General features: G+C 70.5%; 23 protein-coding genes and 1 pseudogene. 18 read left to right on the forward strand and 6 right to left on the reverse strand.

Annotated elements, in window-relative coordinates; genetic code table 11:
• Positions 1–31: 31 nt before the first annotated feature.
• From AB0B66_RS33665 to AB0B66_RS33680, 4 genes and pseudogenes are all read left to right on the forward strand, one after another.
• Complete coding sequence (locus AB0B66_RS33665) at positions 32–712, forward strand: NAD(P)-binding domain-containing protein (RefSeq protein ID WP_360537623.1); 681 nt, start codon at positions 32–34, stop codon at positions 710–712.
• An 87-nt stretch (positions 713–799) separates the two neighbouring features.
• The gene (locus AB0B66_RS33670) at positions 800–1666 is read left to right on the forward strand and encodes an SDR family oxidoreductase (RefSeq protein WP_360537625.1); all 867 of its coding nucleotides are present in this window, start codon (positions 800–802) and stop codon (positions 1664–1666) included.
• A gap of 237 nt (positions 1667–1903) precedes the next feature.
• Positions 1904–2305, forward strand: a pseudogene (locus AB0B66_RS33675) (SDR family NAD(P)-dependent oxidoreductase); the annotation flags it as partial.
• Between the two features lie 9 nt (positions 2306–2314).
• Positions 2315–2650, forward strand: a complete 336-nt coding sequence (locus tag AB0B66_RS33680; protein ID WP_360537627.1) for a YnfA family protein — start codon at positions 2315–2317, stop codon at positions 2648–2650.
• A 168-nt stretch (positions 2651–2818) separates the two neighbouring features.
• Here the strand turns inward: AB0B66_RS33680 and AB0B66_RS33685 are convergent, their stop codons facing one another.
• Both AB0B66_RS33685 and AB0B66_RS33690 read right to left on the reverse strand, forming a co-directional pair.
• Positions 2819–3487, reverse strand: a complete 669-nt coding sequence (locus AB0B66_RS33685) for an ATP-binding cassette domain-containing protein (RefSeq protein ID WP_360537629.1) — start codon at positions 3485–3487, stop codon at positions 2819–2821.
• A gap of 66 nt (positions 3488–3553) precedes the next feature.
• Positions 3554–3913: an STAS domain-containing protein gene (locus tag AB0B66_RS33690; protein ID WP_360537631.1), complete on the reverse strand. Its 360-nt coding sequence runs from the start codon at positions 3911–3913 to the stop codon at positions 3554–3556.
• A gap of 478 nt (positions 3914–4391) precedes the next feature.
• Between AB0B66_RS33690 and AB0B66_RS33695 the strand changes: the two genes are divergently transcribed.
• The 5 genes from AB0B66_RS33695 (at position 4392) to AB0B66_RS33715 (ending at position 11652) form a co-directional block, all read left to right on the forward strand.
• The gene (locus AB0B66_RS33695; protein ID WP_360537633.1) at positions 4392–5279 is read left to right on the forward strand and encodes a potassium-transporting ATPase subunit C; all 888 of its coding nucleotides are present in this window, start codon (positions 4392–4394) and stop codon (positions 5277–5279) included.
• Between the two features lie 2 nt (positions 5280–5281).
• Entirely contained in the window at positions 5282–6931 is a 1650-nt protein-coding gene (gene kdpA / locus AB0B66_RS33700; protein ID WP_360537635.1) for a potassium-transporting ATPase subunit KdpA, read from the forward strand.
• 159 nt (positions 6932–7090) lie between these two features.
• Positions 7091–7924 (forward strand): SDR family NAD(P)-dependent oxidoreductase, encoded by an 834-nt coding sequence (locus tag AB0B66_RS33705; RefSeq protein ID WP_360537637.1) that lies wholly within the window; start codon positions 7091–7093, stop codon positions 7922–7924.
• Positions 7925–8260: 336 nt separating this feature from the next.
• Positions 8261–9505 (forward strand): diaminopimelate decarboxylase, encoded by a 1245-nt coding sequence (locus tag AB0B66_RS33710; protein ID WP_360537639.1) that lies wholly within the window; start codon positions 8261–8263, stop codon positions 9503–9505.
• Positions 9506–9666: 161 nt separating this feature from the next.
• Positions 9667–11652: an APC family permease gene (locus AB0B66_RS33715; RefSeq protein WP_360537641.1), complete on the forward strand. Its 1986-nt coding sequence runs from the start codon at positions 9667–9669 to the stop codon at positions 11650–11652.
• Between the two features lie 11 nt (positions 11653–11663).
• Here the strand turns inward: AB0B66_RS33715 and AB0B66_RS33720 are convergent, their stop codons facing one another.
• Positions 11664–12044, reverse strand: a complete 381-nt coding sequence (locus AB0B66_RS33720) for a hypothetical protein (protein ID WP_360537643.1) — start codon at positions 12042–12044, stop codon at positions 11664–11666.
• A 505-nt stretch (positions 12045–12549) separates the two neighbouring features.
• On the opposite strand from AB0B66_RS33720, the gene AB0B66_RS33725 reads away from it, so the two are divergent.
• Positions 12550–12987 carry a hypothetical protein gene (locus AB0B66_RS33725; protein ID WP_360537645.1) on the forward strand — a complete coding sequence of 146 codons (438 nt, stop codon included), beginning with the start codon at positions 12550–12552 and terminating at the stop codon, positions 12985–12987.
• A 74-nt stretch (positions 12988–13061) separates the two neighbouring features.
• Here AB0B66_RS33725 and AB0B66_RS33730 read toward each other — a convergent pair whose 3' ends face one another.
• Entirely contained in the window at positions 13062–13505 is a 444-nt protein-coding gene (locus AB0B66_RS33730) for a hypothetical protein (RefSeq protein WP_360537647.1), read from the reverse strand.
• A gap of 355 nt (positions 13506–13860) precedes the next feature.
• Between AB0B66_RS33730 and AB0B66_RS33735 the strand changes: the two genes are divergently transcribed.
• Positions 13861–14685, forward strand: coding sequence for an SDR family NAD(P)-dependent oxidoreductase (locus AB0B66_RS33735; RefSeq protein ID WP_360537649.1), 825 nt, complete (start codon positions 13861–13863; stop codon positions 14683–14685).
• Between the two features lie 81 nt (positions 14686–14766).
• On the opposite strand, the gene AB0B66_RS33740 is transcribed toward AB0B66_RS33735, so the two are convergent.
• Together AB0B66_RS33740 and AB0B66_RS33745 are read right to left on the reverse strand one after the other, a co-directional pair.
• On the reverse strand, positions 14767–15153 hold the full coding sequence (locus AB0B66_RS33740; RefSeq protein WP_360537651.1) for a hypothetical protein: 387 nt from the start codon (positions 15151–15153) through the stop codon (positions 14767–14769).
• 22 nt (positions 15154–15175) lie between these two features.
• Complete coding sequence (locus AB0B66_RS33745) at positions 15176–15349, reverse strand: hypothetical protein (protein ID WP_360537653.1); 174 nt, start codon at positions 15347–15349, stop codon at positions 15176–15178.
• 401 nt (positions 15350–15750) lie between these two features.
• Here AB0B66_RS33745 and AB0B66_RS33750 point away from each other — a divergent pair, with 401 nt between their 5' ends.
• The 7 genes from AB0B66_RS33750 to AB0B66_RS33780 all read left to right on the forward strand — a co-directional run bounded on the left by AB0B66_RS33750 (position 15751) and on the right by AB0B66_RS33780 (position 22415).
• The gene (locus AB0B66_RS33750; protein ID WP_360537655.1) at positions 15751–16314 is read left to right on the forward strand and encodes a cation:proton antiporter; all 564 of its coding nucleotides are present in this window, start codon (positions 15751–15753) and stop codon (positions 16312–16314) included.
• Between the two features lie 164 nt (positions 16315–16478).
• Positions 16479–16907 carry a hypothetical protein gene (locus tag AB0B66_RS33755; RefSeq protein WP_360537657.1) on the forward strand — a complete coding sequence of 143 codons (429 nt, stop codon included), beginning with the start codon at positions 16479–16481 and terminating at the stop codon, positions 16905–16907.
• A 105-nt stretch (positions 16908–17012) separates the two neighbouring features.
• Positions 17013–17285, forward strand: a complete 273-nt coding sequence (locus AB0B66_RS33760) for a hypothetical protein (RefSeq protein ID WP_360537659.1) — start codon at positions 17013–17015, stop codon at positions 17283–17285.
• A gap of 185 nt (positions 17286–17470) precedes the next feature.
• Positions 17471–17650, forward strand: a complete 180-nt coding sequence (gene kdpF, locus AB0B66_RS33765; protein ID WP_360537661.1) for a K(+)-transporting ATPase subunit F — start codon at positions 17471–17473, stop codon at positions 17648–17650.
• 22 nt (positions 17651–17672) lie between these two features.
• On the forward strand, positions 17673–19343 hold the full coding sequence (gene kdpA, locus AB0B66_RS33770) for a potassium-transporting ATPase subunit KdpA (RefSeq protein WP_360537663.1): 1671 nt from the start codon (positions 17673–17675) through the stop codon (positions 19341–19343).
• A gap of 31 nt (positions 19344–19374) precedes the next feature.
• Complete coding sequence (gene kdpB / locus AB0B66_RS33775) at positions 19375–21534, forward strand: potassium-transporting ATPase subunit KdpB (protein ID WP_360537665.1); 2160 nt, start codon at positions 19375–19377, stop codon at positions 21532–21534.
• A complete protein-coding gene (locus tag AB0B66_RS33780; RefSeq protein WP_360537667.1) occupies positions 21534–22415 on the forward strand; it encodes a potassium-transporting ATPase subunit C in 882 nt (293 codons plus the stop codon). Before kdpB ends, AB0B66_RS33780 begins: the two co-directional genes overlap by 1 nt.
• Positions 22416–22442: the final 27 nt, after the last annotated feature.

A 22442-nucleotide genomic window follows, 5' to 3' on the forward strand; every position in this document is an offset into this window, starting at 1 on the left:
ACCCCGTTCGAGATTTCAGGGAGCACCCACGATGAAGATCGCAGTTCTAGGGACGGGAATGGTCGGCCAGGCGCTCGCCGGCCGGCTTGCCGGGTTGGGCCACGAGGTGACGGTCGGCACCCGCGACGTCGCCGCGACCATGGCCCGCACCGAGCCCGACAGCATGGGCAACTCGCCCTACCCGAGCTGGGTGCAGGCCCACCCCGCCGTCAAGCTGGCCACCTTCGCGCAGGCCACCGCCGCCGCCGAGCTGATCGTCAACGCGACCTCAGGCGACGTGTCGCTCGCCGTCCTGGAGGCGGCCGGCCGGGAGAACCTGGCCGGCAAGGTGCTGCTCGACATCGCCAACCCGCTCGACTTCTCGCGGGGCTTCCCACCCAGCCTGTTCGTCAAGGACACCGACTCCCTCGGCGAGCAGATCCAGGCCGCGTTTCCCGAGCTGAAGGTCGTCAAATCGCTCAACACGATGAACGCCTTCCTGATGGTGGACCCCACCCAGCTCGCCGGCGGCGAGCACTCGGTGTTCGTGTCGGGCGACGACGCCGAGGCGAAGAAGACTGTGACCGCCCTGCTGGAGTCGTTCGGCCACACCGACGTCATCGATCTGGGCGACATCAGCACCGCACGCGGCACCGAGATGCTGCTGCCGGTCTGGCTGCGCGTGTACGGGGCGCTGGACACCCCGATGTTCCAGTTCAAGATCGTCCGCTGATCGTTGCGCCGGGCGGGCGCGTGACCGCCGACGTCGCCCGCCTGGCGCACCCCTCCCCACTCAAGACTCCTCGGAAACGGAGTCGGCATGGCTGACCTACTCTTGACCGGTAAGACCGTCCTGGTCACCGGCGGCACCGGCGGTATCGGCAAGGCCACCGCGATCGGGCTGGCCGCGCTCGGCGCCCGCGTCCCCATCACCGGCCGTGACCGTATCCGCGCCGAAGTGGCCGCAGCCGACATCCGTGCCGAGTCGGGCAACCCGTCGGTCGACGTGTTCGCCGCCGACCTGTCGTCACACGCCGAGGTACTGCGCCTGGCCGCTGAGGTCCTCGACGACTACCCGCGCCTGGACGTACTGGTGAACAACGTCGGCGGCTTCTGGGCGCACCGCCACGTCACCGCAGACGGCCTGGAGCACACCTTCGCGCTCAACCACCTCGCCCCGTTTCTGCTCACCAATCTGCTGCTGGACCGGCTCAAGGCCGACGCCCCGGCCCGGGTCGTCACCGTCTCGTCGGGTGCCCAGGCCATGGGGAAGATGGCCTTCGATGACCTGCAGGGTGCGCGGGCCTACTCCGGGCAACGCGCCTACAACCAGTCCAAGTTGGCTAACGTCATGTTCACCTACGAACTCGCCCGCAGGCTGGAGGGCACTGGCGTCACCGCCGCCGTGCTGCACCCCGGCGTCGTGCGCACCGACTTCGGCGCCGAGGACTCCTCGGCCATGTTCAAGCTCATGCTCCCGCTGGTGCGCCCGTTCATGAATACCCCCACCGAGGGCGCCGCCACCTCCGTTTACCTCGCGTCGTCGCCCGAGGTCGAGGGCGTCACGGGCCGGTACTTCACCAACAGCAAGGCCAAGACCTCCAGCAAGGCCTCCTACGACGCCGCCGCCCGGCTGTGGCATCTCAGCGCCGACCTGGTCGGCCTCGCCGCGGCGCAGCAGATCTGAGCAGGAAGTGCCGTCGCACGACCTGGCCGACGGTACGAAGGCGCCCGCAGTCATCGCCACCGGCCGCTGACCCGGCTGTCTGCATCCCGCTGCGCCGCACGAGCGGCCGTCGCTTCCAAGGAAAGGTAACCCTGCTCGAGAAGGCCCACAATGAACACGCTCGCTGAGCGGGTGGCGCTGGTAACGGGCGCCGGGCGCGGCATAGGCCGGGCCGTCGCCGTCTAGCTCGCCTCCCACGGCGCACGCATCGTCGTCAACGACCTCGACCCCGCACCTGCCGAGGAGGCGGCAGCACACATCACCGCTACCGGAGGGCAGGCCATCACGGTGCCCGGCAGCGTCACCGATCCCGGCTTCGCCGACCGGTACGTCGACGCGGCGCTGTCGGCCTTCGGCGGGCTGGACATCATCGTCAACAACGCCGGCTACACCTGGGACGCCGTCATCCAGAACACCTCCGACGAGCAGTGGGCCGCCATCATCGACGTACACCTGACCGCACCGTTCCGGCTGCCCGCCGCACAGCCGATCATCAAGCGCCTCGCCGCGCAGGAAAGGGCGGCGAGCGTCACCCAACCCCCGCTCACGGATGTGGCGGCGGCGACTGCTCCTGCTCGCAGCCGTCCTGAGCACGATTAGGCTTCCCGCATGCTCGTCGCCCGCTCTGTGGTCCTGTTCGTCCTTGCCGCGCTGCTGGAGATCGGCGGGGCATGGCTGGTATGGCAGGGCTGGCGCGAGCACCGCGGGCTGTGGTGGATCGCCGCCGGTGTGCTAGCCCTGGGCGCGTACGGGTTCGTGGCCACGTTCCAGCCCGACGCGAACTTCGGCCGGATCTTGGCCGCCTACGGCGGGGCGTTCGTCGCCGGATCCCTCGCGTGGGGCATGGTCGTGGACAAGTTCCGTCCTGATCGCTACGACATCATCGGCGCTGCGGTGTGCCTGGTCGGTGTGGCGGTCATCATGTACGCCCCACGCGGCGCCTGACGTCCACCGCGGTCTTGTGTCGCGGCATTCGCTGTGGGTGCCGCTGTCGTTCGTGGTCCGGGTCCTGGTGGCGGAGTTGTCCGTGAGCTGGGTTCGGGCGCGCGAATCTCGGCGCCATCGATCGGGTAGTCGGAGTAGACCGACGCCAGCGACCGGATCGCGTCGCAGTCAGCCTCGACGTGGTCGAAAGCGGCGGTGGGTGACGCCGGTGGCGACGATCCGGCTGGTAACCGACATGGCGGAGCAGCCCGGCGGCTGTTGCGGCGACCGCGGTAGGTGTCCGAGCGCGGTTACGTAGGTGATCACGTGCACGAAGATGACGGCGACGGCGACTCCGTGGATGACGAACGCGGTAGTGATCAGCCAGAACCCGCGATGGCATTGGCCAGACCGAGGCGTTGCGCGTTGGCCAGCGACAGCTTCCCCGCCGTGCGGTCGGCGTACCGGGACCAGCCGGCGGCGGTCGATCGCCTCGTCGACGGCTGTGGTGCCCGACAGGTGGCGCAGCCGTGCGGCCGGGCGCAGGTTTTCGCGCACGGTCAGCTCCGGATACGCCGAAGGGGACTCGACCAGGTAGCCGACATCGGCCCACACCTGCGAGCCGGTGTCGCCGTCCAAGCGGCGGCCCAGCACGGTGACCGTGCCGGCGCTGGGTTTGACCATGCCTCGCAGTATCCGGATCGTCGTGGTCATGCCCGCGCCGTTCAAGCCGAGCAGCGCGTAGATCTCACCGGTGCCGACCCGCAGGCACAGCTCGTCGACCGTGACGAGGTCGCCGTAGCGCTTGGTCAGCCCAGCGATGGTCACCGCGTCCGAGGCCGCGGCAGCTGTCGGCATCAGAACCGCCCCGCGCACATGCGTCGACCCGTGTACGCACACGCGGTGCCGATGCCGCGGGTACGTCTACCGCGAACACCTCGTACCGGATCGGCCGCGGTCTTGGAAGTCGAGCACGTTGCGCAGCTCGCTGCCGCCACTGGCCAGAATGGCCGCTGCCACGGCCGCCGACGGGCGCACGATGCGGAAGGGCAGGCCGCGTAGGTCGGCTTCGCGGCGGCGGGCTGCGAGGGTGGCGAGTCCGGTGGTGTCCAGCGAGGTCACCGCCGCCATGTCCAGGCAGAGGCTGTCGGCTGTCGGCGCCCGCAGCGCCACCGCGGCGACATGCTCGAGTGTTTCGGCGGTTTGCAGGCCCACCACACCTGACAGCATCAGCCGCCACGAACCTGCGTGGGCGTGCAGGCGGATTCTCAGCTCGTCAGGCATGGCGCCGGGCGCCATGACCGCAGTGGGGTGTGCACGACATCGGTTCTCCTGACCGTCACGGAACTGCATCGCCGACCAGGCTTCCCGGCACACCGTGGTCCACGATAGGGCCGGGCCCGCCGCCGTCGGACCGCAACGCCGCCGGCCCGTCGCGGCCGGATGCAGGCGGCCTGCGGCACGGTCGAGCACGGGCCGTCGGGTGCCCGACCGGCTGCGGCGTGGCCGCCGGCTGTGGTGCAGCACACCGGGCCGTCACCGCGGCGTCAAGACTTCGACGGCCGGCGTACGGATCGCGTCAAGCCGCCTGGCGTGGCCTGGTGCACGGGTGTCTGCTGCTAGACGTCCTGGCACGTTGCTGGCAAGGAGTTGCTGTGAAGACCGTTTTCCCCGTCGGTGTGGCACCCGCGGCCCCACCGGCGATGATCATCTGCCTGCAGGCGGGGCCTTGCGGGCGGGCGCGGCTGGTTGCGGGGCGGCCATGACCCGGCTTCCGCAATGGCTGGCGCAGACGGTGGCCGCGCTGCGCGTCGTGCTCGCCTTCACGCTGCTCGTCGGCCTGGGCTACCCGCTGGCGCTGACCGCTGCGGCGCAGCTGCCCGGGTTGCGTCACCAGGCGTCCGGGTCGCCGGTGCGCGACGCCGCCGGAACGGTCGTGGGCAGTGAGCTGGTCGGGCAGCTGTTCACCGACGGCGACGGCAACCCGATCCCGTACTACTTCCAGAGCCGGCCGTCCACGTCGGGCGACGGCTACGACCCGACCGCGACCGCCCCGAGCAATCTGGGCCCCGAGAGCATCGTCGACACCCTGTCCGACGACCCCGACCAGGCCAAGCTCAGCCTCCTGAGCCAGGTCTGCGCGCGCAGTACGGCCGTCGCGGCGCTGGAAGGCGTCGACGAGGGCCGGCCGTACTGCGCGCCCGGCGGGACCGGCGCGGTCCTCGGCGTGTTCCGCAGCGGCGGGCTGACCGGCACCGCCCAGCGGGTCGTCAGCCTCAACCAGGTGTGCCCGGCAGCGCCGTTCCTGCCCAGCTTCGAGGGCATCAGGGTCGAATGCGCAGTGCCCGGCGAGGACTACCGCAAGGCGGTCGTCACGCCGGTCCGCGGTGACGCCCCGGCCCGGCCGGTCGTGCCGCCGGACGCGGTCACCGGCAGCGGCAGCGGTCTGGACCCGCACATCAGCCCCGCGTACGCCCGTCTGCAGGCCCCGCGCGTGGCCCGCGAGCGCCGCGTGGACCTGGCCGTCGTCCTGGAGCTGGTCGACGAGCACACCACCGGCCCGGCGCTGGGTGTGCTCGGCGGGCCGGGCGTCAACGTGCTGCAGCTCAACCTGGCCCTGGACCGGGCCCACCCGAAGCGGGAGTCGTGATCATGCAAGGCTGGGTGCAGGCCCTCATCGTGCTGGGCGTCGTCGTGGCGCTACATGTCCCGCTCGGCGACTACATGGCCCGGGTGTTCACCTCGACCCGGCACTCGCGTGCCGAACGGCTGCTCTACCGGGTCGTGGGCGTGGACCCGGACGCCGAGCAGTCCTGGAAGCGCTACCTGGGCGCGCTGCTGGCGTTCTCCGCGGTCAGCATCGCCGCGCTGTTCACGCTGCTGAAGGTCCAGGATCTGCTGCCGCTGGCGCGGGGGATGGCAGCACTGCCGACGCCGCTGGCGCTGCACACGGCGATCAGTTTCACGACCAACACCAGCTGGCAGAACTACGCGGGGGAGTCCACGACCGGGCACCTGGTGGTGATGGCGGGGCTGGGCACGCAGGCGTTCGCCAGCGCCGCGGTCGGCATGGCCGCAGCCCTGGCACTCGTGCGCGGCCTGCTGCGCCACCGCACCGACCAGCTCGGCAACTTCTGGGTGGACCTGGTCCGCGCCGTGTTCCGGGTCATGCTGCCGCTGGCCGTCGTCGGCGGGATCGTGCTCATCGCGCTGGGCGTGCCGCAGAACCTGTCCGGCGCCACGACCCTGGGCACCCTCGCCGGCGGGGACCAGACCGTGATCGGCGGGCCGATCGGGTCCTGGCAGTCGATCAAACTGCTGTCCGGTGACGGCGGCGGGTTCTTCAACGTCAACAGCGCGCACCCGTTCGAGAACCCGTCGGCGTGGAGCAACGCGCTGCAGATCGTGCTGATGCTGCTGGTGCCCGCCGGGTTCATCCGGATGTACGGCCGGATGGTCGGCAGCCGCAGGCAGGGCTGGACCCTGTTCACGGTGGTGGCGATCCTGTTCGGTGCGCTGCTGACCGCGGGCATGCTCGCCCAGGACGCCCACCCGGGCACCGTGTCGACCGCGATCGGCGGCGCGGTCGAGGGCACCGAGACCCGCTTCGGCGTGCCGGGCAGCACCCTGTTCGGCATCGCCGCCACGGGCAGCGCCGACGGCGCCTACAACTCCGCCTACGACAGCTTCACCGGCCTGGGCGGGGGAGTGCTGACCGCGGCGATGATGCTCGGCGAGGTCGCCCCGGGCGGGGCCGGCAGCGGACTGTACGGGCTGATCCTCGCGGTGCTGGTCGCGGTGTTCCTCGGCGGCCTGATGATCGGCCGCACGCCGGAGTACCTGCGTAAACGCATCGGTGTCAAGGAGATGCGGCTGGTGGCGCTGTACATGCTGGTGTCACCGGCGACCGTGCTGGTGTTCACGGGGATCGCGATGGCGCTGTCGGCCGGGCGCGCCTCGATGGGCAACGTCGGCCCGCACGGCCTGTCGGAGGTGCTGTACGCGTTCGTCAGCACCACCTACGGCAACGGCAGCCCGTTCCTGGGCCTCAACGGCGCGACGGACTTCTACAACCTGATGATGAGCGCAACCATGCTCATCGGACGGTACGTGCCGATCGCCCTGGTCCTGGCGCTGGCCGGCGTCCTCGCCCGCCAGCGGCCCGTCGCGGTGACCTCCGGCAGCCTGCGAGCCTCGGGGCCGACGTTCCTGGTGCTGGTGACCGGCGCGACGGTGCTGCTGGCGCTGCTGAACTTCCTGCCGGCCCTGGCGCTCGGGCCGATCGCCGACGGCCTGCACTAGACGGCGCGCAGGGCGCCTGCCGGCCTCTCCCCGGACGGCGCCCTGCGCGCTCCCCGCACCGACGACCCACCGACCGCCGACCGAGACGGCCGGCTGATGCGCGGCATCGACGGCTGTTCACCCCTGCCTGAAAGCGGCGTTATCCATGAAGGAAGCACGATGAGCCACACCCATACACCCGTCGTCCTCATCACCGGCGCGACCAGCGGCATCGGGTTCGAGACCGCGCTGCGGCTGACGCATCTAGGCACCGCGGTGATCATCCACGGCCCCCACGAGCTGGAGGTCCGGCGGGCCCTGACCCGCTTGCAGCACCGCGGTGCCGATGTGCGCCGCCTCGACGGCGCGGTGGCCGACTTCACCCGCCTCGGCGAGGTGGCCGCCCTGGCTGAACACGTCCATGCCCGGTACCCCCGCCTCGACGTGCTGGTCAACAACGCGGCCATCGCCGCGCCCGCCGCGCGGTACCGGACCGAGGACGGCAACGAGCTGACACTGCAGGTCAACTACCTGGCGCATTACCTGCTGACCCGGCTGCTGCGCGAACGGCTGCGCGCCGCGAACGGCCGCGTCGTGTCGGTGTCGTCGGCGGCCCACCGCACCGCCGACATCGACTGGACCGACCCGCAACAGCTGCGTGCCTACCGCCCGCAGGCCGCCTACGCCCAGTCGAAACTGGCCCTGACCATGTTCTCCCGCGCACTGGCCCAACGCGAACCGCAGCTCACTGCCATCAGCGTGGACCCCGGCAGCACCGACACCGCCCTGCTGCCGCTCTACGGCGGCGCCGGGCAGCCGGCCGCGACCGGCGCCGACCCGGTGCTGCACCTGTGCTCGCCCCGTATCCGCGTGCGCACCGGCGCCTACTACGCGGGGCTGCAGATCGGCGTCCCGAACCCGCTGGTCCACCACGACAAGGCCCTAGACCGGCTGTGGCGGCTCAGCACCGCCATGGTCGGCCTGGACCGGGCGCTGGCCGCGAGCGCGGCATGACACCGATCCCGGCCGGTCACTCATGGGATACCAGACCCGCACCCGGCGCGCGGTCGGTGACGTGTGACCCGCGATCGGCGCAGGCGCCGTCACGGCGTCAAGAAACAGCCCACCGCCGTAGCGATCACGTCAAGGCCCTGGTCGGCGGCCTCCGGCCCGTGTGTCATGGGGACGTGACACCGACCGCGTCCCCGCTGGAGCCCGCCGATACCGCGGCCCAGCCGGCCTTCGCCCCAGCCAGCTCAGTACTGACCTCGCAGGGGTCACGATGACCCTCGGCGACGTCCTGCCCTCGCTGCGCTCCTCCCTCCCGCCCCGCCAGCTCGACCGCGAGCTGTGGCCGCTGACCACCGAACACGGTCGAGGCGGCATCAGCCTCGGCGGCGTGCCGCTGATGGAGGTCGAGGAGGAGTTCGGAACCCCGCCTACGTCCTCGACGAAGCGGACGTCCGCGAGCGGTGCGCCGCCTACGGCGCCGCATTCGGCCCCGCCCAGGTCTACTACGCCGCTAAAGCGCTGCTCAGCCGCGGCCTACTGCGATGGATCAACGAAGCCGGACTGGGCCTGGCCGTGTACTCCACCGGCCAGTGGCAGCTGGCCATGGCCGCAGGCTTCCCGCCCGAACGCGTCGTCGTGCACGGCGACGTCGACGCCCGCGGCGCGGGACGCGTCGTCATCGAGTCCGCCGCCGACATCGCCCGCCTGACCTGCACCCGCCGGCCCCGGCGGCAGAAGGTCATGCTGCGGCTGCTGCCCGCCCAGCTCGGCTTCACCAACGCCGGGCTGCCCGCCTGCCCCAGCCAGGACCGGTTCGGCGTGCCGACTGCCGGCGACGAACTGGCCGAACTCGTCGACGAGGTCACTGCCAACCCGCTGCTGGAACTCGTCGGCCTCGACGTCTACCTCGGCTCGCAGCTCGCGCAGTTCGGCGGATACGAGCACGCCATCACCCAGCTCATCGCCACCTGCGCCAGCCTGCGTCGCAGCCACGGCGTGCATATCGAGGAGATCAACCTCGGCGGAGGGTTCGCCGTCGCGCACACCGGACGCGAGACCACCCTGCCCGTCGACCCGTTCGCCGCCCGGATGCGCCGGGTGCTCGCCCTGGCGTGCGATCGTGCGGCAGTGCCGCGGCCGCGGCTGTCGGTCACCCCCGGACGGGCCATCGTCGCCCGCGCAGGGGTGGCCCTCTACCGCGTCCTTGCCGTGCGCCACGAGCAGGGCCACCAGCTCGTGGCCGTCGACGGCGGCCTGAGCGACAACCCCCGCCCCGCCCTGTACGGCGCCCGCTACACCGCGGTCCTGGTCGGCCGGGCCAGTACGGCGGGCACGGTGCCGACGACCGTGGTCGGCCGCCACGACGAGACCGGTGACGTGCTCGTGCGCGACGAGCCGCTGCCGGACGACCTGCGGCCCGGCGACCTGCTCGCCGTGCCCGGCTGCGGCGCTTACCACTTCCCGCTCGCGTCCAACTATGACCTGGTGGGCCGCCCGCCGCTCATCGCGGTCCGCGACGGGCGGGCACGGGTGCTCGTACGCCGGGAGACCCTCGACGACGTCCTGCGCCGCGATGAGGACTGAGCGCCGATGAGGCAGGCGGTCCTGGTCACCGCTCGGGTCGCCTGCCGCCGCCGGGCCAGAACGCGATCTTGATGAAACCTTGACGGCCGAGTGAGCTACGTCGCGTCCGGTACATACTTTTTGCCCTCTATGTCCGATGCCGGGATCCGTACTCTGTCCGCGTGCGATCCCCGGGTGAGTTGGTTAAGCGGCTGCTGATCGGCCGTCCTTTCCGCAGCGAGCGGCTAGGCGAGACACTGCTGTCCAAGCGCCTCGCGCTGCCGATCTTCGCCAGCGACCCGCTGTCGTCAGTCGCATACGCCACGCAGGAGATCCTGCTGGTGCTCACCCTCGGCGGGCTGAGCTACCTGTACCTGACGCCGTGGATCGCGCTGGGCGTCATGGTGCTGCTGGCCGTGGTGGTGGCCTCCTACCGGCAGGTGGTGCGCGCCTACCCGTCCGGCGGCGGCTCCTACGAGGTCGCGTCCAAGAACCTCGGCCGGCCCGCCGGCCTGGTCGTCGCGGCGGCACTACTCGTCGACTACATCATGACCGTCGCCGTGTCGGTCGCCGCGGGCGTCGACAACATCATCTCGGCGCTGCCCGCGTTCAACGAGTGGCGCGTGCTGCTCGCGCTGGCGTTCGTCGTGCTGCTGACGGCGATGAACCTGCGCGGGGTACGCGAATCGGGAATGACCTTCGCCGTGCCCACCTACCTGTTCATCCTCGGCGTCCTCATCATGATCACCGTTGGGCTGGTGCAGGCGCTGACCGGGCACGCCCCGGTCGCCGAATCCGCCGGCTACCAGGTGAAACCCGAACAGATGGGCCTGACCGGCCTGGCCCTGGCACTGCTGGCGCTGCGCGCGTTCTCCTCCGGGTGCACAGCCCTGACCGGCGTGGAAGCGATCTCCAACGGGGTCCCGGCGTTCAAACCACCCAAGAGCGAGAACGCCGCCCGCACCATGCTCGCCATGGGCGCCGTCGCGATCACCATGTTCGCCGGCGTCACCGCGCTGGCGATCATCGCCGACGTCCGGGTCGCCGAGCACACCTGCGACCTGGTCGGCTTCGCCGGCGACTGCGCCACCGAGCCGCAGCGCACCGTCATCGCGCAGCTGGCCGCGGCGGTCTTCGGCGGCGACGACACCGTCATGTTCTTCTACATCCAGGCCGCCACCGCCCTGATCCTCATCCTCGCCGCCAACACCGCGTTCAACGGCTTCCCGCTGCTCGGCTCGATCCTGGCCCAGGACCGATTCCTGCCCCGCCAGCTGCACACCCGCGGCGACCGGCTCGCATTCTCCAACGGCATCATCCTGCTCGCCGTCGTCGCCGGCGCGCTGCTGATCGCGTTCGACGCGTCGGTGACCCGCCTGATCCAGCTCTACATCCTCGGAGTGTTCACCTCGTTCACGCTGTCGCAGTTCGGGATGGTGCGGCACTGGAACCGGGAACTGGCCGTCCAGCGCGATCCGGTCGAGCGCCGCCGCATCCACCGGTCGAAGGTCATCAACGCCGTGGGCGGGGCGCTCACCGCGCTGGTGCTGGTGATCGTCCTGGCGACGAAGTTCACCCACGGCGCCTACCTGGTCGTCATCGCGATCCCGTTGCTGTACCTGCTCATGCGGGCCATCCGCGCCCACTACGACCGGGTCCGCGCCGAACTGGTCCCCGAACCCGACGGCACGGTGCTGCCCTCCCGGGTCCACGCCGTGGTGCTGGTGTCGACGCTGCACAAACCGACGCTGCGAGCGCTGGCCTACGCCCGGGCGACCCGCCCGGACACGCTGACCGCGCTGACCGCCAACGTCGACGACGCCGACACCCGCGAACTGCAGGCCGCCTGGGCCCAGCAGGACATCCCGGTGCCGCTGACCGTCATCGCCTCACCGTTTCGGGAGGTGACTGGCGCGGTATTGCAGTACATCAACGACATCCGCCGGGCCGGGCCGCGCGACGTGGTCGCGGTGTTCATCCCCGAGTACGTCGTGGGCCGCTGGTGGGAGCACGCACTGCACAACCAGAGCGCGCTGCGGCTCAAGGGCCGGCTGCTGTTCCAGCCCGGTGTCATGGTCATCAGCGTGCCCTGGCAGCTGGCGTCCAGCGAAGGCAGGGACAACGAGGCCAGCATCAGCGGCCCGGGCTCGGCGCGCCGCGGCGCGTGAACAGGCCGCCCTCACCGCGCGACGCGCACGACCCGGCCCGCCTGCGGCACCATCGCCGCGGCCGCCAGCACCAGCACCCGCAGCAGATCCTCGCGACCCTGCCAGCGCAGCTCGCCGAAGCCGTTGGCGACGAAGCCGTTGAGCATGAGCCAGGCCAGCAGCGCGGTCAGCAGTGCGCTGCCCGTCGACGTCTGCGAGCTGGCCGTCGTGGTGACGGCGGCGCTGACCAGCAGCCACCCCCAGTCCGGCAGCGTCACCAGGGACGAGCCGGCGCCGACCAGTACCAGTAGGACGGCGAAGGCGACGGCCAGGACGACCGGGCCGGAGCCGCGCAGTGAAGACGCGGCGGGGTAGGCGTGTGTCGGGCGTGAGGGACGCAGGTCAACGAGCACGCCGTCCAGCACAGCAGTGCCGACGTCCGCGGCGCACGTGTCTTGATGAGATCCCTACGCCAGCGGGCCGAATCCATGCGCCGCGTTGACGCCTGAGCGGCGGGCGTGTCACGGCGACGTCCCTGCGCCGTCGCCGTCCGACGGCAGGGGTGTCGCGGCGCAGCGGTCGACACGCCTGTTGCCGCGGCGTTAAGACTTCGACGCCGGGCGCATGGATCGTGTCAAGACGCACACCGATATCTGCCGCGATCGGGTTGACTGACAGACAAGACCTGGCCGGTCGCACTGGAACATCGTCCGCGCCGCCAGCCGCGGGCGGGCCAGGTCCGGCGTGTTCGACGGGCATGGGCACGCGCCGGGACCAGTGGCATTCGACATCTGCATGGTCGATGCCGGAGACGAGGTGGGGATGCAGCAAGCCGGAACGGATGGCGTCGGACGGGGAGCGTGGCGGGGCGCGGCGCAGGGCAGGCAAATCGCCGTGCTGCTGGGCGGTGCGGCCGCAGTGTCAGCTGCGGTGGGGGTGACGCTGATCGCGGTCGCCGGTGCGGCGGGGCGGGAACTGGTTACGGCGTACGCGATCACCGCGTCGGTGCTGCTGCTCTACCAGGCCACGCTGCTGCTGTGGCGGGCGGTGCAGGTCTGGCGGGTCGACGTCAGGGTCGACCCGCACGTCGTGCGGATCCGCAGCGTGTTGCTGCCCGCCGCGTCGACCACCCTGCCCGTGGACGTCATCCGGGCCGTGCGGGTGGTGCAGTTGCCCGCACCGTGGCAGGGCGATCCTGCCTGGTGGCTGATCCCGGGCCGGGGAGGTGCACTGATCGCGCGCGGTGGTCCGGGCCTGCAGCTCGAGCTAGAGTCCGGCCGGGTCGTGTCGGTCAGCGTGGACAGCCCCGAGCAGGCCGTGACTTACCTGCGAGGGCTCGGCGTGGCGGCCACCTGACCGGACCCTCGCCGGTGGCGCCTCCTGTGCGAGGTGCGGCGGCACCGACCGAGCCGGTGCCGCCGCCCGTGTCGTCATCCGGCGCGGTACACCTTGGTCGTGCGCAGCGCGCGGCGGCGGGCACGAGCGAGGTTGAGGTACGCCAGGGAGAGCAGCGCGGCCGCCACCGCGTAGATCGCGGGTTCGGCCCGTTCCCGCCCCAGGGTCGTCACGAGCGCGGTGAGGGCGAACAGGTTCGTCGCGGCCACGGCCAGCCAGGCGGTGATCAGCCGCTCGCGCGCCGACGAGGGTGCCCGGCGGGCTGACGCCCAGCGCGCGTAGCCGGCCGCGGCCAGGCCGACCAGCGCGACACCGCCGAACGCCAGCGTGTTGCGCGGCGGCGCGGCCGGATCGGTGATCCAGAGCAGGCCGCCGAGGCCCGCAGCCGTCAGGCCACCGATCGACGCGACGCTCACGCCGACACGGCGCGGGTCAGCCGTCGGCGCGTGAGACGTGGCGGCTGCCTCCGGTGAGTTCATGCCTGCTCCTGTTCGTGGCCACTACGGGTGCGGCCGAGACGGCCGGCTGCGGCACCCACACTGTTGCGGGCCGCCTCCTGGAGCCTAGGAGCGTGACGGCGCCGCATCCGCCGTGAAAGCGTCAAGAACCGCCGCCCAGGCGTACGGAAGCCGTCAAGATCCTGGTCGTGCCGTAGGCCCTCCGGTTTGACTGACCGTCGCGGTCGGTGTCGTCGATCGCGACGAGGAGAGTCAGATGCCCGTCCGGCCGACCGGCCCGAACCGCGTCGTACGCGACCCGACCAGAGCGCGGCGGTGAACGCGGTGACCCGCACCAGCCATTCCCTTCACCATGCCAAGGATCTCTGGATCGACCATGTCCCACATCAGGTTGTCCACGCCCCGTACCGCTCTGGTCACCGGAGTCGGCGAGGGCATCGGCTTCGAGGTGGCCCGGCGGCTGGCCGACGGCCGCACGACGGTGCTCGTGCACGCGCCGAGCACGGCCTGTGGTGAGCACGCCGTCAGCCGTCTCGTGGCGCAGGGCGCCGACCCCGGCCGGCTGAGGCTGTTCGTCGCCGACTTCGCCAGTTTCGGGCAGGTCGTCGCGATGGCCACCGAGGTGGCGTCGGCGCATCCGCGCCTGGACCTGCTCGTCAACAACGCCGCCACGGCCGGCGCGGCCACCCGGACCACCACGCCCGATGGTCACGAGCTGACGTTCCAGATCAACTACCTCGCGCCGTACCTTCTCACCCGGCTGCTCTGGGAATCGCTGACCAGGTCCGGGCACAGCCGGGTGGTGAACGTGTCGTCGAACCTGCACCGCTCCGGCAGGCTCCGCTGGGGCGACTTCACCAGCGCGGCACGCTACAACGCGACAGCCGCCTACGCGCAGTCGAAGCTGGCTCTGACGGTGTTCACCCGGACGCTGGCCGAGCAGGCCCAGGGCCGGCTGTCGGCGGTCAGTGTGCATCCCGGAGTCGTCAGGGGCGGACTCATGCGGCTGTACGCCCCGATCGGCGTGCCGGTGGCCGACGGCGCCGAGAACGTGCTGAATCTGTGCGACACCAGTACACCGGTGGACCACGGCGGCTATTACGACCAGCGTGCTCCTGCACGAGCGCACCCGCTGGTCTACGACCACCGGGTGGCGCTGCGGTTGTGGCGCATCAGCGCCCGCCTGACCACCCTGGACTGACTGGGCTGGTCCCATCAGCAGGACACCGCCAGCGTTGGAGGCGTCGTTACCGACCGAGCGGCCCGGTCGGCGCGGTACCGGCTACTCGCTCATTGTGATGGGCCGTAGCAGCAGATGGGTGGTCGTCAGCACGGCTGCACCAGTGGCGCGCAGCGCCGACACCGTGTCGTCAAGCGACTTCAACGTGGGGCACGACAGTCGCACGTCGGCGTCTGCCGCGACCCACCAGGCCGACAGCACCGCCGGATGCGTGCGCAGCACCGTCGTGAACTGTTCGCCCGCAGTGCCGCCGGGCAGGCGCACGAACACCAGCGCCTGGTAGGCGTGGGCCGGCCCGGCAGACAGGGGATCGGCGACATCGGCGTCGCGGGTGGGCCGCTGCGCCGCCGCCGTTGCCGGCATGGGCCGATCAGGGTCGCGGTGGTACTGTCGGCGGCCGCGGCCGCCGTCGGTGACGAGCTTGGTCATCGTCTGATGGTGCCTGCCGGAGTCAGGCGTGGCGGCTGCCTGACATGATCTTGACGGTGGCGGCGGCAGTCTTGACGATGCATTGACTGCGGTCCGGCAGCCTCGTTCCCGCGTGGCTCCTACCCGACTGGCGGAGGGCGATGATGATCGTGGTTCGTCCGAACCGCAGTGTAACGGTGTTGTTGTCCTCCTTCACCGCCGCCTTGGTACTCAGCTTCGCGGTCAATCGGGGTTTGGGGTGGCTCGGAGTGGGGGAGCCATGGCGCTTTCTCGCCAAAGCCTTCGCAGCCGCGGTGTTCCTGACGGCGCTGGTCGCCGTCGTGGGTCGGCGGGAGTCGGCTTAGGCGGTCCCGCCGCAGGCGCCATCGAGCGGACGGTTGGGCGGTGCCCAGGAGCCCGACGACATGGCGTCTGTCGCCGGCGGAGCCGTTGAGGCGTAGAGGTTTCGTCAAGGCGCTGGACCGGCTCGGGGCGAACCCGCTTTGGTGGAGACGTGAACCGCGCGAGTGCCCTGAGCCGGCGGCAGGCGACGCCTGCTGTGCGTGCTGTGCACGCCGGTCACCGCCACGACGACCGGCCGCCGCATACAGCGCCGTCGTGGTGGCCGGGGTGATCCTGGGGGTGCTCGCGCCGCGGTTGAGCAGCGCCCAGACCCGGCTGCAGCTGGCCGCGGTGCACGCGACGGTCGTGTTCGTGCTGGAGAGCGTGGTGTTCGCGCTCGTCGGGCTTGCGCTGCCGGACCTGATCGCAGGCCTGGCCGACACCGATCAGCGCTGGCTCATGCCGGCGCTGGTGATCGCCGCGGTGCTGATGGGCGTGCGGGTGGCGTGGGCGCTGCCGCTGTCGGCGTTCGGGCACTGGCGGCACGTCGGCGCGCAGCGACCGGTGTGGCAGGTGCCCGCGGTGATCTCCTGGGCGGGCGCACGCGGGGTGGTGCCGCTGGGCGCGGCGCTGTCGATCCCCCTCGTGGACGCCGCAGGCCGGGCGCTGCCTCATCGTGATCTGGTCGTCGTGCTGCCCACTGCCGTGATCGCGGTGTCGCTGGTGGTGCAGGGGTTCACGTTGGCGCCGCTGGTGCGCTGGGTGGACCTGGCCGTCCCGGCAGCCGACGCGACGCAGGAGTACGCGCTGGCCCGGCTGCGGGTGGCCGTGCCGCGGTGAGAGCGGAGGGCCGGCTGGTGTATCCGCGGCGTCAAGAATCCCAGGCCAGGCGTAGTGATCGCGTCAAGAAGCTACCCGCGCGCTCACACGCGGGCTTCGATTGCGGGACAGGGCCGGCTTCCGGCCGTCCTTCACTCTTTTCATCCTCTCGCAAGGAGGGCGTCATGCGTCATCAGGTGGAGCGGGCAGCCGGCGAACCCGAAGTGTCACCGTTCGGGATCCACCTCGCGCTGGGCGCCGTCGTGGTGGGCGTGTCGACGATCCTGGTCGGCGCCTACGTCACCGAGGCACCCGCGCGGCTGGTGCTGGCGGCCGCCGTGACGGGCGTGTTCGCCGCCGTCGTCGCCGACACCCGGGCGAGCCTGCTCACCGGCCTGCTCGGGTTCCTGCTGTTCGACGGCTTCCTGGTGAACCGCTTCGGTGAGCTGTCCTGGGACGGCGTCACCACCTCCTGGAACCTGAGCGTGTTCGGTGTGGCAGTCGGGCTGGGACTGGGGCAGCGGTGGATACGCTCTGTCGCACAGCCGAAAACAACGCCGGACGCCGGTCCTGCCGTGGCTGCGCCGATCTCCGGACGACGACAGGACGCCTGAGCCATGTCCGGCGCGCCCTCACCCGCGCCCCAGCAGGCGCATACAGCCGGGCATCCCGGCCGGAGCCGGCGGGGCGGCGCCCGGGGCCGGCGCCGTTCGTTGATCATGTTGGAGATCGCGTTCGGCCTCCCGATGTTGTCGGCGAAGGTGGCGACGGACTCCATCCACGCCGCACGGATCGTGCAGGTCGAGTCGAGTTGGCGGGACCTGTTCTGGTGGCTGATGCCGCAGAGGCGCGCCCACCACGTGGTGCGTTCCGGGCCGGCGCTGGCGCTGCTGCTCGACACCGGCCGGGTCCTGACCGTCAGCGTCGACCATCCCGAGCAGGCGCTCGCGGCGCTCGGCGAGCCGTCCTCGCACGCCGGCGTCGGCAGCTGAGGCGGGTGCCGGAGGCGCGGCTCACGGGGCCGTCAAGGAGGCGTCAAGAAAGCCGCGACCGGCGTAGCGATGCCGTCAAGGGCCCTTACGCCCTGGGGCGCGCGGGGATTGGATTAGCCCCGTTCCGGTCCGGGCCAGCCCAAGAACCGCAACAATACGGGCAAACTGCCACAAACAACGCACTCATGAAGGAGGCGCACGGTGGACCTGGTTTACGTGCTGCTCACGGTGGGTCTGTTCGCAGTGCTCGCCCTCGTCGTACGAGGAGCGGAGCGACTGTGACTGCCAACCTGGTCGGCCTGGTGATCGCCTGCGCACTGGCGGTCTTCCTGGTCTTCGCCCTGCTGTTCCCCGAGAAGTTCTGACGATTCGGAGAGTTGTCCTCAGATGAGTACGACAGCCGCGGGAGTGGTCTTCATCCTCTCGCTCATCGTGGCGCTGGCGGTCGCGTACCGCTACCTCGGTGACTACATGTTCCGTGTGGTCGCCGCGGAGCGCCACGGCCGCGTCGAGCGCGGCATCTACAAGGTGCTCGGCGTCGACCCGAACGCCGAACAGTCCTGGGGCGTCTACGCCCGCAGTCTGCTCGCGTTCTCGCTGATCTCGATCCTGTTCCTGTACGCCTTCCTGCGGCTGCAGGACCTCATCTTCAAGGTGCCGGACTTCGCGACCTCGATCGACGAGCGGGTCTTCCCGCACCTGGCCTGGAACACGGCAGTCAGTTTCGTGACCAACACGAACTGGCAGGCCTACTCGGGCGAGTCCACCATGACGCACCTCGTGCAGATGGCCGGGCTCGCGGTGCAGAACTTCGTCTCCGCTGCGGTGGGCATCGCGGTGGCGGTGGCCCTAGTGCGCGGCTTCGCCCGGCGCAAGTCCGAGCAGCTGGGCAACTTCTGGGTCGACCTGACCCGGATCACGCTGCGCATCCTGCTCCCGATCGCCGCCGTCGCGGCGCTGCTGCTGATCATCGGCGGCGCGGTGCAGAGCCTGTCCGACGGCACCACACTGTCCACGCTGACCGGTGCGCAGCAGCACATCACCGGCGGTCCGGTGGCCAGCCAGGAGGCGATCAAGGAACTCGGCACCAACGGCGGCGGCTTCTACAACGTCAACTCAGCGCACCCGTTCGAGAACCCGACGACGTGGACGAACTGGCTGGAGATCTTCCTGCTGCTGGTGATCCCGTTCTCGCTGCCGCGGGTCTTCGGCCGGACGGTCGGCGACAACCGGCAGGGCTACGCGATCCTCGCCGTGATGGCGATCCTCGCCGTCGGCAGCATCGCGCTGACCAACGTCTTCGAACTGGGCGGCGCGGGCACGGTCCCGCAGGCCGTGGGCGCGGCCATGGAGGGCAAGGACGTCCGCTTCGGGCTGTCCGACTCGGCGACCTTCGCTGCCGCCACGACACTGACCTCCACCGGCGCGGTGAACTCGTTCCACGACTCCTACACCGCGCTCGGCGGCATGATGCCGATGATCAACATGATGCTCGGCGAGGTCGCGCCCGGCGGTGTCGGCGCGGGCCTGTACGGCATGCTGATCCTGGCCGTGATCACGGTGTTCGTGGCAGGGCTCATGGTCGGCCGCACCCCCGAGTACGTCGGCAAGAAGATCGGCGCCCGTGAGATCAAGTTCGCGTCGATGTACTTCCTGGTCACTCCGGCCCTGGTGCTGATCGGTGTCGCCGCCGCGATGGCGACGGGCAACTGGCAGACCCAGGCCAACGTGGGCCCGCACGGCTTCTCCGAGGTGGTCTACGCGTTCACGTCGGCGGCCAACAACAACGGCTCGGCCTTCGCCGGCATCACAGTCAACACGCCGTGGTGGGACACCGCGCTGGGGCTGGCCATGCTGCTCGGCCGATTCCTGCCGATCATCTTCGTGCTCGGCCTGGCGGGTTCGCTGGCCCGGCAGAAGGCGACCCCGGCCTCGGAGGGCACGCTGCCCACGCACAAGCCGCTGTTCATCGGCATGGTCGTCGGCGTCGTGGTGATCCTGATCGCCCTGACCTTCCTGCCCGCGCTCGCCCTCGGCCCGCTGGCCGAGGGCCTGTGAACCCGGCCGCAGAAACAGACAAGGACTAGAAATGACTGTCACATCAGTGGCAACCCCGAAGGCTCGGGTGGAACCGAGCCGGGTCGGCGGTGGGCTGCTCGATCCCAAGCAGCTGTGGAAGTCGCTGCCCGACGCCGTACGAAAGCTGAACCCGGCGACGCTGTGGCGCAACCCCGTCATGCTGATCGTCGAGGTCGGCGCGGTGTTCACCACCTTCCTGGCGATCACGCAGCCGTCCTGGTTCTCCTGGGCGATCACGATCTGGCTGTGGCTCACCGTGATCTTCGCGAACCTCGCCGAAGCCGTCGCCGAGGGCCGCGGTAAGGCGCAGGCGGCGACGTTGCGCAACGCCAAGAAGGACACCATGGCCCGCCGGCTGGTCGGCTGGTCGGAGGGCGCCAAGGCCACGCAGTACCGCGAGGAGTCCGTAGCGGCTGCCGCGCTCGCGCTGGGCGACGTCGTCGTGGTCGAGGCCGGGCAGATCATCCCGGGTGACGGCGACGTGATCGAGGGCATCGCCAGCGTCGACGAGTCGGCGATCACGGGCGAGTCGGCCCCGGTCATCCGGGAGTCCGGCGGCGACCGCAGTGCGGTCACCGGCGGCACCAAGGTGCTGTCCGACCGGATCGTCGTGAAGATCACCCAGAAGCCCGGCGAGAGCTTCATCGACCGGATGATCGCACTCGTCGAAGGCGCCAACCGGCAGAAGACCCCGAACGAGATCGCGCTCAACATCCTCCTCGCGGCACTCACGATCATCTTCTTGCTGGCCGTGGTCACCCTGCAGCCGATGGCGATCTACGCCAAGAACTGGCAGGGCGCCGCACTGGACACCGCGTCGTTCGGCCCGGAGGGCATCAGCGGCATCGTGCTCGTCTCGCTGCTGGTCTGCCTCATCCCGACGACCATCGGGGCGCTGCTGTCCGCGATCGGCATCGCCGGCATGGACCGCCTGGTGCAGCGCAATGTACTGGCCATGAGCGGCCGCGCCGTGGAGGCGGCGGGCGATGTCAACACCCTGCTGCTGGACAAGACCGGCACGATCACCCTGGGCAACCGCCAGGCATGGGAGTTCCTCGAGGTCTCCGGCGTGACGAAGGAGCAGGTGGCCGACGCCGCCCAGCTGTCCAGCCTGGCCGACGAGACGCCGGAGGGCCGCTCGATCGTGGTGCTGGCCAAGGAGCAGTACGGCCTGCGCGCCCGCGAGGAAGGCGTCATGCCGCACGCCACCTTCATCCCGTTCACCGCGCAGACCCGCATGTCCGGCGTGGACATCACGGAGAACGGCACGGTGCGCCAGATCCGCAAGGGTGCGGCCTCGGCCGTGATGAAGTGGGTACGCGACAACGGCGGGCACCCGACCGACCAGGTCGGCTCGCTGGTGGACGGCATCTCGGGCACCGGTGGCACCCCGCTGTTGGTCGCCGAGTTCGTTGCCGGGCAGCCGGCCCGCGCGCTCGGTGTGATCCACCTCAAGGACGTCGTCAAGTCGGGCATGCGGGAGCGCTTCGACGAGATGCGCCGAATGGGCATCCGCACCGTCATGATCACCGGTGACAACCCGCTGACCGCCAAGGCGATCGCCGACGAGGCCGGGGTGGACGACTTCCTGGCTGAGGCGACACCCGAAGACAAGCTCGCCCTCATCAAGAAGGAGCAGGAGGGCGGTCGGCTGGTCGCGATGACCGGCGACGGCACCAACGACGCCCCGGCCCTCGCTCAAGCCGACGTCGGCGTGGCGATGAACACCGGCACGTCGGCCGCGAAAGAGGCCGGCAACATGGTCGACCTCGACAGCGACCCGACCAAGCTGATCGAGATCGTCGAGATCGGCAAGCAGTTGCTGATCACCCGCGGCGCGCTGACGACGTTCTCCATCGCCAACGACATCGCCAAGTACTTCGCGATCATCCCGGCGATGTTCGCCGTGGTGTACCCGAGCCTGGACAAGCTCAACATCATGCGGCTGGCCAGCCCCGAGTCGGCGATCCTGTCGGCGGTCATCTTCAACGCCCTTGTGATCATCGCGCTGATCCCCCTCGCACTGCGCGGCGTGCGCTACACGCCGTCCAGCGCGAGCAAGCTGCTGACCCGCAACCTGTGGATCTACGGCCTCGGCGGCATCATCGCGCCCTTCATTGGAATCAAGATCATCGACATAATCATCTCGCTCATCCCAGGGATCTCGTGATGCGCATTCCCAGCTGGATCTCACAGCACCTGGCCGCGCTGCGTGCGCTGCTGTTCTTCACCGTCCTGGTGGGCCTCGCCTACCCGCTGGTGATCACCGGCGTCGCCCAGCTTCCGGGCCTGCGCGACAACGCCAACGGCTCGCTGGTCGAGGTGAACGGGCAGCCGGTGGGCAGTTCGATCATCGGCCAGTCGTTCACCGACGCCGACGGCAACGCGGTCAAGAAGTACTTCCAGAGCCGCCCGTCGGCTTCGGGGTACGACCCCGACGCCACCGCGGCCAGCAACCTCGGCCCGGAGAGCATGGAGGACACCCTGGGCGACCCGGCCCTGGACCCGAACTCCGAAGAGGGCGACGGCAGCAAGCAGGCCCTGCTCACCCAGGTCTGCGCCCGTAGCAAAGCCGTGGGCGAGCTGGAAGGCGTCAGCGGCGCCCGGCCCTACTGCACGTCCGACGGCGTCGGCGCGGTCCTGCGCGTCTTCTACACCGGCGGCCTGTCCGGCAAGGTCACCCGCGCCGTCAGCGTCAACCAGGCCTGCCCCGCGACGCCGTTCATCGCCACCTACGAGGGCGTGAGCGTGGAGTGCGGCAAGTTCGGTGAGGACTACAGCAAGGGCGTGCTGGTCCCGGTCCGGGGCGACGCCCCGGAGAAGTCGGCCATCCCGGCCGACGCGGTCACCGCCAGCGGCAGCAGCCTCGACCCGCACATCAGCGTCGAGTACGCCAAGCTGCAGGCCAAGCGCGTCGCCGCCGAGCGCGGCGTGAGCATCGACAAGGTCAACGCCCTGATCGACGAGCACACCGACGCCCGCGCCCTGGGCTTCATGGGTGAGCCCGCAGTCAACGTCCTCGAGCTGAACCTGGCCCTGGACCGCATGTAGTGCACCGAGGGGCTCCCACGATGCGCG

This window comes from Catellatospora sp. NPDC049111 (genome assembly GCF_040648615.1).
Lineage (GTDB): Bacteria > Actinomycetota > Actinomycetes > Mycobacteriales > Micromonosporaceae > Catellatospora > Catellatospora aurea.

Coding starts and splice junctions, on each gene's coding strand:
- AB0B66_RS33685 (WP_360537629.1), bottom strand. CDS start 3,487: ATGCCGACAGCTGCCGCGGCCTCGGACGCGGTGACCATCGCTGGGCTG.
- AB0B66_RS33760 (WP_360537659.1), top strand. CDS start 17,013: ATGTTGGAGATCGCGTTCGGCCTCCCGATGTTGTCGGCGAAGGTGGCG.
- AB0B66_RS33680 (WP_360537627.1), top strand. CDS start 2,315: ATGCTCGTCGCCCGCTCTGTGGTCCTGTTCGTCCTTGCCGCGCTGCTG.
- AB0B66_RS33755 (WP_360537657.1), top strand. CDS start 16,479: ATGCGTCATCAGGTGGAGCGGGCAGCCGGCGAACCCGAAGTGTCACCG.
- AB0B66_RS33670 (WP_360537625.1), top strand. CDS start 800: ATGGCTGACCTACTCTTGACCGGTAAGACCGTCCTGGTCACCGGCGGC.
- AB0B66_RS33665 (WP_360537623.1), top strand. CDS start 32: ATGAAGATCGCAGTTCTAGGGACGGGAATGGTCGGCCAGGCGCTCGCC.
- AB0B66_RS33735 (WP_360537649.1), top strand. CDS start 13,861: ATGTCCCACATCAGGTTGTCCACGCCCCGTACCGCTCTGGTCACCGGA.
- AB0B66_RS33695 (WP_360537633.1), top strand. CDS start 4,392: ATGACCCGGCTTCCGCAATGGCTGGCGCAGACGGTGGCCGCGCTGCGC.
- kdpB (WP_360537665.1), top strand. CDS start 19,375: ATGACTGTCACATCAGTGGCAACCCCGAAGGCTCGGGTGGAACCGAGC.
- kdpA (WP_360537663.1), top strand. CDS start 17,673: ATGAGTACGACAGCCGCGGGAGTGGTCTTCATCCTCTCGCTCATCGTG.
- kdpF (WP_360537661.1), top strand. CDS start 17,471: ATGAAGGAGGCGCACGGTGGACCTGGTTTACGTGCTGCTCACGGTGGG.
- AB0B66_RS33730 (WP_360537647.1), bottom strand. CDS start 13,505: ATGAACTCACCGGAGGCAGCCGCCACGTCTCACGCGCCGACGGCTGAC.
- AB0B66_RS33740 (WP_360537651.1), bottom strand. CDS start 15,153: ATGACCAAGCTCGTCACCGACGGCGGCCGCGGCCGCCGACAGTACCAC.
- AB0B66_RS33690 (WP_360537631.1), bottom strand. CDS start 3,913: ATGCCTGACGAGCTGAGAATCCGCCTGCACGCCCACGCAGGTTCGTGG.
- AB0B66_RS33705 (WP_360537637.1), top strand. CDS start 7,091: ATGAGCCACACCCATACACCCGTCGTCCTCATCACCGGCGCGACCAGC.
- AB0B66_RS33780 (WP_360537667.1), top strand. CDS start 21,534: ATGCGCATTCCCAGCTGGATCTCACAGCACCTGGCCGCGCTGCGTGCG.
- kdpA (WP_360537635.1), top strand. CDS start 5,282: ATGCAAGGCTGGGTGCAGGCCCTCATCGTGCTGGGCGTCGTCGTGGCG.